Origin of the sequence: Bacteroides intestinalis (assembly GCF_003464595.1) — a bacterium.
GTDB classification, from domain to species: domain Bacteria; phylum Bacteroidota; class Bacteroidia; order Bacteroidales; family Bacteroidaceae; genus Bacteroides; species Bacteroides intestinalis_A.
On the sequence record NZ_QRZF01000004.1, the window covers coordinates 495,951 to 509,849 of the forward strand.

The 13,899-nt window shown below is 48.5% G+C and carries 8 protein-coding genes; 7 read left to right on the plus strand and 1 reads right to left on the minus strand.

Features of this window, described 5'->3' with window-relative positions; all coding sequences use genetic code 11:
• The first annotated feature begins 55 nt into the window (after nucleotides 1–55).
• The 6 genes from DWW10_RS08600 to DWW10_RS08625 all read left to right on the plus strand — a co-directional run bounded on the left by DWW10_RS08600 (nucleotide 56) and on the right by DWW10_RS08625 (nucleotide 12,768).
• Nucleotides 56–3,097 carry a SusC/RagA family TonB-linked outer membrane protein gene (locus tag DWW10_RS08600; protein ID WP_259320442.1) on the plus strand — a complete coding sequence of 1,014 codons (3,042 nt, stop codon included), beginning with the start codon at nucleotides 56–58 and terminating at the stop codon, nucleotides 3,095–3,097.
• A gap of 24 nt (nucleotides 3,098–3,121) precedes the next feature.
• On the plus strand, nucleotides 3,122–4,915 hold the full coding sequence (locus DWW10_RS08605; RefSeq protein WP_022394210.1) for a RagB/SusD family nutrient uptake outer membrane protein: 1,794 nt from the start codon (nucleotides 3,122–3,124) through the stop codon (nucleotides 4,913–4,915).
• A 419-nt stretch (nucleotides 4,916–5,334) separates the two neighbouring features.
• Nucleotides 5,335–6,723, plus strand: a complete 1,389-nt coding sequence (dcuC, locus tag DWW10_RS08610) for a C4-dicarboxylate transporter DcuC (protein WP_022394211.1) — start codon at nucleotides 5,335–5,337, stop codon at nucleotides 6,721–6,723.
• A 14-nt stretch (nucleotides 6,724–6,737) separates the two neighbouring features.
• Nucleotides 6,738–7,883 carry a beta-aspartyl-peptidase gene (gene iadA, locus DWW10_RS08615; protein WP_022394212.1) on the plus strand — a complete coding sequence of 382 codons (1,146 nt, stop codon included), beginning with the start codon at nucleotides 6,738–6,740 and terminating at the stop codon, nucleotides 7,881–7,883.
• The gene (locus DWW10_RS08620) at nucleotides 7,880–10,903 is read left to right on the plus strand and encodes a M14 family zinc carboxypeptidase (protein WP_118421189.1); all 3,024 of its coding nucleotides are present in this window, start codon (nucleotides 7,880–7,882) and stop codon (nucleotides 10,901–10,903) included. The genes iadA and DWW10_RS08620 overlap by 4 nt, the downstream gene beginning before the upstream one ends.
• A 143-nt stretch (nucleotides 10,904–11,046) precedes the next feature.
• Nucleotides 11,047–12,768: an ATP-binding protein gene (locus DWW10_RS08625; protein ID WP_182021371.1), complete on the plus strand. Its 1,722-nt coding sequence runs from the start codon at nucleotides 11,047–11,049 to the stop codon at nucleotides 12,766–12,768.
• Between the two features lie 17 nt (nucleotides 12,769–12,785).
• Here DWW10_RS08625 and DWW10_RS08630 read toward each other — a convergent pair whose 3' ends face one another.
• Entirely contained in the window at nucleotides 12,786–13,187 is a 402-nt protein-coding gene (locus DWW10_RS08630; protein WP_259320443.1) for a hypothetical protein, read from the minus strand.
• 483 nt (nucleotides 13,188–13,670) lie between these two features.
• Here DWW10_RS08630 and DWW10_RS26390 point away from each other — a divergent pair.
• Nucleotides 13,671–13,899, plus strand: a 229-nt coding sequence (locus DWW10_RS26390; protein ID WP_259320444.1) for a sulfatase-like hydrolase/transferase, incomplete at its 3' end; no start/stop codon positions are given.

Below are 13,899 nucleotides of genomic sequence, written 5' to 3' on the forward strand. Positions count from 1 at the left end.
ATACCTTTGCCACAGAGATCCAAACTAAAAACTTATGTTAACTATTAAACGAATCATGAAGAACAAAAGAAAAGAAAAACGCTCATGCAGACTCATTCTTGCCTGCTGCGCTTTGTTACTGTTCATTTCGGTAAATGCATTTGCACAACAGCAAGTCACTGTTACCGGAAACGTGAAAGATGAAAAGGGAGAACCCATCATCGGAGCTAATGTCATTGTAAAAGGCACTGGTACAGGAAGTGTCACCAATGTAGAAGGAGACTTTTCATTGGCGAATATACAGAATGGCGCCACTCTTGAAATCTCTTTTATCGGCTATCTGAACCAGGATGTGAAAGTCAACGGCACGAAACCCGTCAGCATTATCCTGAAGGAAGACACTAAGATGCTGGATGAGGTAGTAGTGGTAGGTTATGGTGTGCAGCGCAAGTCGGATATGACAGGTGCAGTTGCTTCCGTAAATACCAAAACACTGGAGAATCGCCCGCAGACCAACATCATCCAATCTTTGCAAGGTGCTGTACCGGGCCTGAATATCTCAGTGACCGGAACCAATGCGGAAGGCTCTTCCACCAAGACCCGTATCCGCGGCGAGAACTCCATCACGGCAGACAACAAACCACTGGTTATTCTGGACGGTATCCCCTTTGATGGTCCCTGGTCCGAAATCAATCCGAACGACATCGAATCCATTGAAGTATTGAAAGATGCTTCTTCGGCTGCCATCTACGGTGCACGCGGTTCGAACGGTGTCATCCTCATCAGCTCCAAGAGAGGTGAAAAAGGCAAACTGACCGTATCCTACGACACCTACATCACCATTGACAATCCCATCAACTTCCCCAACCTCATGAATGGAGCAGAATTCTGGAAGTATAAGACGGAAGCATTGAAAGATGCCAACACCACCCCGCCCACTGAAAGCAATCCCGAACCGTGGATGGGATCTATGACCGCTACAGAATTGCGTATGCACGAAGCCGGCATGGATACCGACTGGCTGGACCTGGCAACTCGCACCGGTTTCAAGCAGCAGCACAATATCTCTTTCCGTGGTGGCGTCAATAAGACCAACTATTTTGTCTCACTGAACTATACCGATGTGAAAGGTACTGCCATAGGCAACCAATTCAAACGCTACAACATCCGTTTCAACCTTGATCAGGAGTTCACTTCCTGGTTTAAGTTCTCTACCAGCACCCAGTTGGGACGCTACGACCGAAGTGGCAGCAGTGCTTCTTTCTCCAGAGCATTCCGCATGAATCCCCTGGCAGAAGCTTATGACGAAGAAGGCAACATCCGTTCCGCCGCCTGGGAAGATTCCAGCGAAGCTTTCTCTGTAAACCCTTTAAGTAGCCTCAACAACAAGAGCAACGACATACGCTCTAAAGTCATCACCAACAACGTGGTAGAAATAAAGTTGCCGTTCGTCCCCGGACTCAGCTATAAGCTCAATACCGGCTATACGTACCAGAACAGTAGCTGGAAACAGTACCAGGGAATGGATACTTACTACGGCGCACGCTCCAACGGTATTCTGAACACCGACGACTGGCATTCACAAGAGTGGATTCTGGAAAACATCATCACTTATACCCGTGAATTCGGCAAGCACCGCATCTTCTTCACCGGTCTGTATTCTGCACAAAGCTACGAGAAAGAAGGCAACGGAATGGAAGGCAAAGACTTTCCGAACGACGTGATGTACTATTACCAGATTTCCAAAGCCGCCACCATGTCCGGCAGTTCCAGCTATACCAAGCAAAACCACATCTCTCAGATGGCACGTCTGAACTACTCATACGACAGCCGTTACTTGTTGACACTGACTGCACGCCGTGACGGTTACTCCGCATTCGGCAACCAATCCAAGTTCGGTGTATTCCCTTCCATGGCTATCGGCTGGAACATTTCCAATGAACATTTCTTCCAGGCAAGCCCATTGGCTAAAGTGGTGAGCAACCTGAAATACCGCCTGTCATGGGGTAAGAACGGTAACGAAGCGGTAGGCGCCTACACTACATTGCCTGACCTTTCCACCTTCAATTATCTGAAAGATGACCATACCCCAAACTACGGTTTCTATCCTTCCAAGCTGGCTTCTCCTTCGCTGGGATGGGAAACTACACAATCCATCAATACCGGTATCGACTTCCAACTGTGGAACGGACGTATCCAGGGAACATTCGACATGTACTGGTCGAAGACAAGCGACCTGTTGCTGAACCGCTCCATCCCCACCATCAACGGTACGGGAAACATTACCGAGAATATCGGTGAGACCAAGAACCGCGGTTTAGAGTTGCAGATTACTTCCAACAACATTGCCAAGAAAGATTTCGACTGGTCCACTACCTTCAACCTATCTCACTACAAAACAAAGATCGTGAATGTAGGTCTCTACGATGCCAACGGCAACCCCATGGATGACATTGGTTCCAGATGGTTCATCGGTCAGCCCATCAGCGTGAACTACGACTACCGCTTCATCGGTATCTGGCAGATCACCGATCCGTCCAATCCGAACGGACAGCAAGACCCGAACTATCGCTACTCCATCCCCGGATATATGAAGTACCATGACAAGGACGGTGTGAACGACATCACCCCGGCAGACAAGGAAATCATCGGCTCGGCAATTCCTAAAGTAACAATGGGTATGACGAATACTTTCCGCTACAAGAATGTCAGTCTGAGCGTATTCCTCAATGCCCAACTGGGACAGACAGCCAATAACTGGCTTTACGACGTATCTCACAACTCCTATCGCCAGAACCGCCTCATGGTAGACTTCTGGACACCGGAGAACCCTACCAACAAGTACCCGAAGAACTCACTGGATACTTCTGTAAACCCGATGAGCGCAGGTTTCTACGAAAAGACCGACTTCCTCCGTGTGCAGGATGTCACGCTGGCCTACCGTGTTCCCCAGCGTTGGTTAAAGAAGATTTCCCTGAACCGCCTCGAAGTATATATGAACATCAAGAACCTGGCAACCTGGACAAGCTGGACCGGCCTCGACCCGGAATTTATCAGCGACCAACAGTCCACTCCGCAGGTACGTTCATTCACATTCGGTCTGAAACTTGATTTATAAACCGCTAAAACAAAGAGAAACAGTATGAAAAAGCTAAAATATACACTGATAGCACTACTCGTGCTCTGCATGACCGGATGCAATGAATCCAGCTTCCTGGAAGAAGATCCGCGTGCTTCACTCTACCCTGAAAATCTGTTAGTAGATTACAGCGGGTTCCAATCCATGGTAACCAGCCTCTACGGAATGATGCGTAACGAATACCGCCGTGCCGATGCACTCGGTGGCGGTCTGCCGCTCGTTCTGCACTCTGCATGGGGTTGCGGTGTGGACAATTCATGGAGTAATAACTCACACAGCGACTTTAAATACATGTACTATCCGTCGCAAATCAACCAGACGGACTTGCAGATATTCCAAAACATCTTCCAATGGTGTTACCGCATCATCAACACGGCAAACATGGTGATTTCACGTGCCGAAGGCAGTGGCATCGACTGGAAAGGAACCGAAACCGAAGCTGCCGCCCACAAGAATAAAATCATCGCACAGGCCCGCTTCTTCCGCGCATGGGCTTACCGCCATCTGACGTATTCATTCGGTGCCGTACCTTTGTCCACCGAAGAAATTACAGGTATGAACTACCGTAACGACTGGGAGCGCAACTCCGTAGAATCCATCCGTGAAGTCATGGAACAGGACTTTGCTTTCGCCATGAACAATTTACCGTTGCGTGAAGAAAGCAACAGCAAGATTTCAGGAGCCATGGCACGCCATTATCTGGGTGAACTATATCTGGCAATGGACCAGCCCTCCAAGGCAGTCGAAGTTTTGAAGCCACTGGCAGAAGGTTCCGAATACAGTTTGATAACCAACCGTTTCGGCAAGAACTCCGCCAATCCGGGCTGTCCGTTCATCGACGTATTCCGCACACCGATGTATGCGGACGGAAACACGGAGGTTTTATACGCTTTTGTCAACACGGAACCGGAAAACAGTGCTTTCGGTACAGCCGAGGTTTATATGAAGAGTACATATAAGAACTATTACTCCAACGACGGCGTCATCAACAAGAGCAACAAGTACGATCCCGACTATACAAGCGGTGCAGCCACTTGGCCTCAGGTGTTCTGGATAAACAACGGTGGTAAAGGTGCCGGACGTTGCGTGCCTTCAAGGGGTGCTTTCCGTCTCTACAACTATAAAGATCAGGGAACTCAGGACGACCGTGTATCCGATTATGCAGTGGTATGGACTATTAACGAGAAGGGTGCCGACGGCAAGATTACGGAATTCCTTAACAACGGTAAGATGGTGGTAGACACCACTGTAACCGCCGCTATGCTGGATGATAATAAGACAACCATCAAGAAGTATAACTGGCCCACTACCCGCAAATGGGATTACGTGGCACCGTTACTGGCAAATGGTGACAAGGATGGATGTTATCAGGATATTGTTTATCTCCGCCTCGCCGACACGTACTTGCTTTATGCGGAAGCCTTGCTGAAAAACAACCAGGCAGGTGAAGCCATCAAATGGATTAATAAGGTGCGCAATCGTTCCAATGCAGTCAGCATCACAGAAGCTGAACTCACCGCAGGAGGCGTAGATTTCATTCTGGACGAACGTAGCCGTGAACTTCTTTCCGAAGAAGAACGCCGCCACACCCTGATTCGCGTAAGTCAGGAGAAAGGTGGAGATGAACGTGATGTGAACAATTACTTCAAACGTCGTATGCGGCAGTTGAATGAGATTGCAGGACGCGAGGCACGAGGCATGAATTCGTATGATACGCCTGTGTTGTTCCCGATTCCGCAAGAGTTCATTGATTCCAATACAGGTCGCCAGTTGGAGAATAATCCGGGGTACTTATAGAAGAATGGTACGGAAATGAACGAAATGATAATTTAGCGGGCTGCCGCCATGAATTAAAAGAGTTGCCATAGCTTGCATTCGATAAGAATTAAATAAATTCGGACATCTGATACAAACGGGAGAAGACCTAAATGAGTGTCGTTGACACTTAGCACAAGTATCCCTGACACTTAGCACAAGTATGCCCGATACTTAGCACAAGTATCAGTGACATTTAGCACAAGTCTCCTACCCCCTTCAGAATAGTCTATAGAGCATGTATTACTTAGAAAGCAGAACATATGGCATTTCTCTTAATTCTTTACGTTTTTAACTTTGCGTTATGCGCCCCTAAATTATCATTTGATTCATCCTCCTCCTTATCCCCAAGAAAAATCAATCCCCCAAAAAACAATTTATAACCCAGAACCAACCAGATTATGTCAGTCGTAGCCTTCCTCCTCTGTATATTGGTGACCACCGTCACCGCTATTTACCTCTACCGGAAACTGAACCCGCAAGGAGTTTTGATGCTGGCCGGACTTGTGATGTTGACATTCGCCCTCATTCTCAATGTCCAACCCATCATTCCGGATAAATCCACCGGCAGCGTTGTTTTCGATTTGGTGAAAGTGGTGGAAGAAACATTCATCGGCAACCTGTCCCGCGCAGGACTGATGATTATGACCATCGGCGGCTATGTAGCCTTTATGAATCACATAAAAGCCACCAATGCCCTGGTGCACATCTCCATGAAACCGTTGGGTTTCTTTCGCCGTTATCCCTATCTGGCAGCTACCGTCACCATTCCCATCGGCCAGTTGCTCTTTATCACTACCCCCTCGGCAGCCGGATTAGGACTCTTGCTTGTCGCTTCCGTTTACCCCGTCCTCATCGGATTGGGAGTAAGCCGCCTCACCGCATTATCCGTCATTGCCGCCGCAACGCTGTTCGACCAGGGCCCCGGCTCGGCAAATACAGCCCTTGCCGCCGAACTTATTGACCAGACCAACGTAGCTTATTTCATTACCCACCAACTCCCATTGGTTATCCCTACCACCTTGGTAGTCATGACCCTGTTTTACTTCAACAATAGGTATTTCGATAAAAAAGAAGCCGCCAGGCAGAGTACGGAAAATAGCGAAACAGCAGAAGTCCCGCAGACCTCTGCCAAACCGGATATTCCATTGATATTCGCCATGCTTCCCATACTTCCGCTTGCGCTTCTCATTGTATTTTCGCCCTATGTGGGTCTGTTCCAGCCTCCCATAACGCTCAATACAACGACCGCCATGCTATTTTCCCTCTTTGTCTCACTCGTATTCGTAGGTTGCCACACACGCAATATACGGAAAACCTTTGACGCCTTCTCCAGCTTCTGGAAAGGGATGGGAAATGTCTTCGGAAGTGTCGTGACACTGATTGTTGCCTCCGAGATATTCTCCAAAGGACTGATTAGCCTCGGCTTCATCGACTCACTGGTAGATTACTCCACGCATATAGGACTTTCCGGCATTGCCATCGCAGCAGTCTTCGCCCTGATAATCTTCTGTGCGGCCATGCTGATGGGAAGCGGAAACGCGGCTTTCTTCTCGTTCGGCCCGTTGCTGCCCGGAATTGCCGGACAGTTGGGTATGCCTGCCTATTCTCTCGTGCTTCCCTTGCAGTTATCCGCCAGCATGGGGCGTGCCGCATCTCCCATAGCGGGAATCATTGTCGCCATTGCCGGTGTGGCGGGTGTATCGCCCATTGAACTGGCAAAGAGAAACACCCTGCCCCTTATAGGCAGCATCCTGTTCCTGATAGCTTATCATTTCATAACACTATAAAACAACTCCGAATCATGTTCACACTCATTAAAAATGCAAACTTATACTCTCCGGAGCATCTCGGCATGAACGACGTTCTACTGGCAGATGACAAAATAGCCCTCATAGACCGGAAGATAGAATTGACCGGTATTCCGTTGAATACCATAGACGCCGGCGGGTGTGCCGTCACCCCCGGCTTTATCGACCAGCACGTCCACATCACCGGTGGCGGCGGACAAACCGGCTATGCTTCCTTAGTCCCCGACGTCTCCATGAGCGAACTAGTGGCTTGTGGAACCACCACCGTGGTAGGGCTACTCGGCACGGACGGTTTCGTAAAAGAACTGACCACCCTTTACGCCAAAACCAAAGCCCTGGAAGACGATGGCCTCAGTGCCTACATGCTTACCAGTTTCTACGGATTGCCTCCCAAAACACTGATGTCCTGCGTAGCCGACGATCTCATCTTCATCGACAAAGTGATCGGTTGCAAACTCGCCATGAGTGACGACCGCAGCGCTTTCCCCACCGAACTGGAGATACTGCGCCTCATCAACCAGGTACGCCTCGGCGGTTTCACTTCCGGCAAAGGAGGTATCCTGCATATTCATCTGGGAGCCTTGCCCGACGGTATCGCCCCGTTGCTGGATATCGCCCGCAAGTATCCCACGCTGATTTCCTACCTCTCGCCCACCCACTTGATACGCACGGAAGCCTTATTCCGGCAAGCCGTAGAATTTGCCTGCATGGGTGGTATGGTAGATTTCTCCACCGGAGGAACCAAATTCGACGCTCCCCACCGCTGCGTCATGAAAGCCCTCGAAGCCCACGTGCCCCTCGACCGCATCACCTTCTCCAGTGACGGCCGTGGCGGAGTGCGCCGCACCAATCCCGAAACAGGAGAAACGACCTATCGACCCGCTCCCCTGCACCTCAACTTGCAGGAGATGACATTGCTCGTAAAAGAAGGCCTTCTGCCTCTGGAACAGGCGCTGACCCTTATCACCAGCAATCCGGCACGCAACCTCAAACTGCGCACCAAAGGCAGAATAGCCGCCGGTTTCGATGCCGACCTTTGTTTTCTTGATTCCGAACTTCAACTGACGCACGTCATAGCATGCGGCAAACTCGTCCTAAAAGACAAGGAAGTCATTAAAAAAGGGAGGTATGAAGAATGAAAAGATTAATTCTACTTCTTGCTATTGTCTTTCTGGGCACCGGACTCCGTGCCGCCTCCGTGCTTCCTGTAGGTGAGGGCAAGTTCACCTACAAAGACTATCCCCCCTTTGCCGACCGTCCGGTAGATGTGCACTACTACATTCCGGCTTCGGGCGATGTGCGCCGTATGCCCATTGTTTTTGTCTTCGAAGGTGCCGACCGCGGTTACACTTATCTACTCAAAGCCTGGAAGCAGGAGGCAGAGAAGCATAAATTCATGGTCTTCATTCCTCACTTCGATTTGGAAAGGTTTCCTTTACCCGATTATCAGGAAATCGGTGTCATGGACGACAAGGATCATACGATACGTCCGGCTGAAAAGCGAACTCCGGCACTGGTTGATAAAATCTTCGAGTACGTCCGCCAATCTTCAGGTAGTGAACGGAAAGGATATATGATTTACGGTCACTCAGCCGGAGGGCAGTTTGTGCAGCGTTTCATGCTTTTCCATGACAGCCCGTATGTGGAGAAAGCTGTTATCGGCAGTCCGGGATGGTACACTTTCCCCGATGCTTCGCAAGATTTTCCCTACGGAGTACGCAACATTCCGTATGTCACCCCCGAAACAATCAGGAAGTATCTTGCCAAACCGATTATCCTCCAACTGGCTACGGGAGATACCATCCGTGAATCATATTTAAGGAAGACTCCCGAAGCCGAAGCACAGGGATGCAACCGTTACGAGCGCGGCAATCAGTTCTACCAATACCTCCACCGGATAGCAGCCGAACACAACTGGCCTTGCAACTGGCAGAAAATAGAAGAACAAGGCATCGGACACCACTCCACCGGAATGGGCAGACGTGCCGTTCCTGTCATGTTGGGAGACTCTCTCCGTGCGCTGTTCATAGGTAACAGTTACACACAATACAACCGTTTAGTCCGACAAGTGCAGGCCCTTGCCGCCTCCACCGGTCACAAGCTTTCTGTAAAATTAGTGGAACACGGCGGCTGGACATTGAAGAAACATGCCGCCAACCCTGAAACCCTGGATGCCATTCGTGAAGGAAACTGGGATTTCGTCATCCTGCAAGACCAAAGTAAAGCGCCTGCCCGCGAAAAGGAATGGGTGCGGGAAAATGTGTACAAGCCTGCCCATTCCCTCGACAGCCTGCGCCGCCTCTACAATCCGAAAGGAAAAACCGTCTTCTACATGACCTGGGGACACGACATCGACACGTATGCCGAAATGCAGCAACGACTGGCTGAAAGTTATTTGGAGATGACCGCACAACTGAATGCTTGGTGTGCCCCCGTCGGCATAGCCTGGAAGCGTGTCCGCACGGAAAATCCAAGCATCACGCTTTACAATAACGATCACAGCCACCCTTCCCGACAGGGTTCTTATCTTGTCGCCAATGTATTCTGTAGCGTATTTTTTCAGAAACCCTATACAGGTACTTATTATGCCGGACTACCCGAAGAGGAAGCACTCTATCTGCAACGCATTGCACAAGAAACCGTATTCAGCAACCCTTCTCTCTGGAATATCCAGCCCACGGTACAACCGGAAGAGGTAGCCCGCCGTTTCTATCCCGAACCAGAGCAGCAATATTCCACTCCCACCCTCGGCAAACCGCTTGAAGAAGGTCTGGCTTCCTTGTTCGAGATAAACAGGTATTTGAAGGATTTAGCCGACAGGCATCCCGATAAGGTTACGCTGTCCGATATAGGAAAGACTCCACAGGGCAGGGATATCCCCGTACTCTATTTCGGAACTCCCAACGAGAAAAAGAAAATAAGAGTCTGGATACAAGCAGGACTGCACGGCAACGAACCTGCCGGGCCGGAAGCAACCTGTATGCTTGTCGATTATTTACTGAATACACCCGAAGGTGCCGAACTGTTGAAAAAGGTGTCTCTTGCGCTTGTACCTGTAGCCAATACGGATGGTTATGCCATGCAAAGCCGTAAATCGGGCAATGGCTATGATTTGAACCGGGATCAAAGTAAACTTGCCGATCCGGTGACTCTTCTTCTTAAAAAAGCGTACAAGAAATGGAACCCCGAAATAGCGCTGGACATCCACGAATTCAATCCTTTCCGCAAGGAGTTTGAATTGCTGCGGGGTACTAAAGCAGCTACGGCCGCCGATGTCCTTTTCCTACCCAGCGGGCATTTGAATATCCCTGCCGGAATACGTACACTTTCCAACGGCTTATTCCGTGAAGAAGCAGAGAAAGCATTGGAGGCTAACGGTTCTCATTCAGGCTTTTACTTTACACCCAATGTCAGGAATGATAGTTTGTATGCAATGAAAGATGCTAAGAGTCCACAATCTAGTTCCACGTTTCAGGGACTCACCAATGCGGTATCTCTATTCATAGAAATCCGTGGAATAGGATTGGGAAGAGCGTGTTTTACCCGTCGTGCAGAATGTGGTTTTCTGGTATCCCGCAGTCTTTTGGAAACAGCGGCTCTTCATTCAAAAGAAGTAAGAAGTGGGATACGAAAGGCAGCGAAAGAGACTTGCAGCGGAAAGAGTGATATATCCGTCACTTTTCAATCTGCACGGACAGAGCTTCCCGTTACTTTTATTGACCTTGCTAAGAACGAACGTTTTACGGAGCCTCTGCCTACTTTCGATGCGCTTCAACTGAAAGCTGAGTTAGTACGCAAACGTCCCAAAGCATATATTCTGCCGGATACCTGCCAGATGCAAGCAGAAAAATTGCGGGCTTTAGGAATAGAGGTAGAAGAGATAGGAAAACCCTTCACCGCCACTGTAGAGAAGTATATGGTTACCGGATACAAGAAAGCTACTAAGGAATGGGAAAAGATTTATCCGGTCACAGTATCTACACGGATGGTAAAGGAAAAGAAGAGCTTCCCGGCAGGTTGTTTCATCATTCGTCTTTCACAGAAAAATGCGAACCTTGCGGTAACGCTGTTAGAACCGGAGTCCGTGAATGGCTTTGTCAATTTCGAGGTGGTTCATACGAAGTTGGGGAAAGAGCTGCCGATATACAGGAAAAACTAAAGAGTTACTGATAGACAGGGAAAGCTCCTGACCCCGTATTCTTTTATAAGACCGGAAAAATCCGGCATACCCGCTCCCCGATTTCCAGGAACTTTTCCTATCTTTGTAGTGTTGTTGCATTTATCCCGACAATTATGATGTACATGGAAGGAGTTAAACGAATACCTTACGGTGTGTCCAACTTTGTGGATGTCATTGAACAGAACCAGTATTATGTGGACAAGACGATGTACCTGCCTTTGTTGGAGGATCAGCCCAGTAACTTGTTCCTCATCCGTCCCCGGCGTTTCGGCAAGAGTATCTTCTTGAGCATGATGAGTGCATACTATGACATTGCCCGGAAGAATGATTTCGAACGTCTTTTCGGCAACCTTTGGATAGGTAGTCACCCCACCCGTTTGCAGGGGACGTATCAAATCATGTCGTTCGACTTCTCACGGGTAGGAGGTAGCAGGGAACAATTGGAAGTGAATTTTCAGATTTACTGCACCGGAGAGCTGAACATCTTCATGAACAAATACCATGACTTCTATTCCGACCACATCCGAGCTCAGTTCGAAGCAGCTCCCACCTTCGAGGCCAAGCTGCAAGTGATACTGGGAGAAGCCCACCTACGCAATTATCCCCTCTATCTCATCGTCGATGAGTACGACAACTTCACTAATGTGGTACTGAACGAGCATAGCGAAAACGTTTATCACACCCTCACCCATGCCGACGTTTTTTACCGTAATGCTTTCAAAAAGTTCAAGGGTACTTCCGACCGCATCCTTATGATGGGCGTCAGCCCCGTCACACTGGACGACCTGACAAGCGGCTTTAATATTGGCTGGAACATTAGTACCAAACAGCAATTCAACACCATGCTGGGATTCTCCGAAACGGATGTACGCCAGATGTTCCAATATTACAAGGATTGCGAACAACTAAAGGGTGACATCGACGAAATGATAACTGAGATAAAGCCGTGGTATGACAATTATTGCTTCTCTAAAGAGAGCCTGAACCGTGACCCGAAGATGTTCAACTGCGACATGGTGCTTTATTATCTGAGACAGAAAATAGACTTGGGATACTCTCCCAAGCAGATGATTGATCCCAATACCCGCACGGACTACAGCAAGATGAAAAAACTCCTCAACCTCGACCATCTGGACGGTGACCGTAAAGGCGTCATCCGCCGTATCGCGGAAGAAGGACAGATTGTAGCAGACTTAGCCCTCTCCTTTCCCGCCAAGGACCTGGTTAACCCGGAACTGTTCACCAGCCTACTGTTCTACTACGGTATGCTTACCATCATCGGTACCCGTGGCGACCGTCTCATTCTGGGCATCCCTAATAATAATGTACGTAAACAATACTACGATTATATGCTGGAGCAATATCAGAATAAGGAGCGCATCAGCCTGAACGACCTGAAGAACCTGTACGATAACATGGCCTTCGACGGTGACTGGCGTCCTGCCATGGAGAAGATTGCCTACGATTACAAAGAGAATTCCTCCGTACGCAGTCTGATTGAAGGCGAGCGTAACATTCAGGGCTTCTTCCAAGCCTATCTCAGCATCAATTCCTATTACCTTACTGCGCCCGAAGTAGAGTTGAACCACGGCTTTTGTGATTTGTTCCTGATGCCTGACCTACAACGCTATCCCGAAGTGGAACACAGCTACATTCTGGAGTTAAAATATCTTCCTGCCAAGGACTATGACGCCAAAGGCGAAGCCCAGTGGAAGGATGCCGTAGCACAAATTCACCGCTATGCCGAAGGCCCTAAGGTACAGTTGATGTGCCAAGGGACAACGCTGCATTGCATCGTGATGCAGTTCTCCGGATGGGAGTTGGCACGAGTAGAAGAGGTGTGACTATGTAGTGAATTATTTCAGTCCTTCCAATGCCTCACCAACCACACCAAATCCCTTACCGTCTCTTGAATCCTCCACCACAGTACTTTCAGCCTTGGAGGTCGGTGCATTGGCAAATACAGCCTCCACAAACCACTTTCCAGATCGAGGATAAAATACACTTTCCCACGGCACATCACATAAAGAAAATCACCTTTCACAAAGGCACTGTACACGGAATCAAGCGGTAATTTACATCCGCATTTTTCTTCCGGAAAGTCTTTACAGGGAGGTTCCAGCTTGATGCTGGCATAGTCGGAGTCGAGCGTAAAACCATATTTTATACTTAATGGGTAGAGCACTTCCCATATCTCGTGTTTCCTCTGTTCTACCATGCAGCGGATGGCCTCTGTTATCATTTCATCCTTCGGGGTATTCATGTCTTCTTCGGATTTTAAATATTAAAATCGCCCTCATCCCCCTTATACAAAAAGAAGTCGGACGTATAGTTCATATTTATCCAAGGAGAGGTACTGGTATACCCACAGAACCAATAAATACGCTTGCACGCCCGACCCTATATGGTCTGCGTGAAACATCTTTATTGAAGTTCTGTTTCTTGACTTAAATAAAATTACCAGTTTTCTCCTTGTCAAAAATAGCTTCAACACGCCGCATTTCTCTTCGGCTAATGCAAAGATAGATGAATTGCAGGGAATAGCCAAAAGGAAGAATGCTTTTTTATGGGATCAGAAAAAGAATAATACATTAACAGAATTCTTCCCTTGTTTAAATTCGTAATAACCACTCTGCATTTGCAACAATATCTCAAACTTTTGAGACAGAACTAATAAAGCCCTTTCCATCTAACAGCTAATTTTGTACATAATAACCAAGTAAAATCAAACCCCAAACATCATATCATGAAAAACCTCACCTATCTCGGATTATTATCCGTTCCCTTCTGCCTTGGACAGCATGTGTCTGCACAAACCGCAGAACAAGCAAAGTCAGCATCCCAGCAAAAGCCGAACATCATTTTCATCCTCGCCGACGACATGGGCTATGGAGATGTCTCCGCCTACAACAAAGACTCGCATATCCAAACCCGCCACATCGACCAGATGGCCGCCAACGGCGTAATGTTCACCG

What these genes read in the sequence shown, in the direction of transcription:
- DWW10_RS08630 (WP_259320443.1), bottom strand. Translation starts at nt 13,187, where the DNA reads ATGAATACCCCGAAGGATGAAATGATAACAGAGGCCATCCGCTGCATG.
- DWW10_RS08600 (WP_259320442.1), top strand. Translation starts at nt 56, where the DNA reads ATGAAGAACAAAAGAAAAGAAAAACGCTCATGCAGACTCATTCTTGCC.
- iadA (WP_022394212.1), top strand. Translation starts at nt 6,738, where the DNA reads ATGTTCACACTCATTAAAAATGCAAACTTATACTCTCCGGAGCATCTC.
- DWW10_RS08620 (WP_118421189.1), top strand. Translation starts at nt 7,880, where the DNA reads ATGAAAAGATTAATTCTACTTCTTGCTATTGTCTTTCTGGGCACCGGA.
- dcuC (WP_022394211.1), top strand. Translation starts at nt 5,335, where the DNA reads ATGTCAGTCGTAGCCTTCCTCCTCTGTATATTGGTGACCACCGTCACC.
- DWW10_RS08625 (WP_182021371.1), top strand. Translation starts at nt 11,047, where the DNA reads ATGGAAGGAGTTAAACGAATACCTTACGGTGTGTCCAACTTTGTGGAT.
- DWW10_RS08605 (WP_022394210.1), top strand. Translation starts at nt 3,122, where the DNA reads ATGAAAAAGCTAAAATATACACTGATAGCACTACTCGTGCTCTGCATG.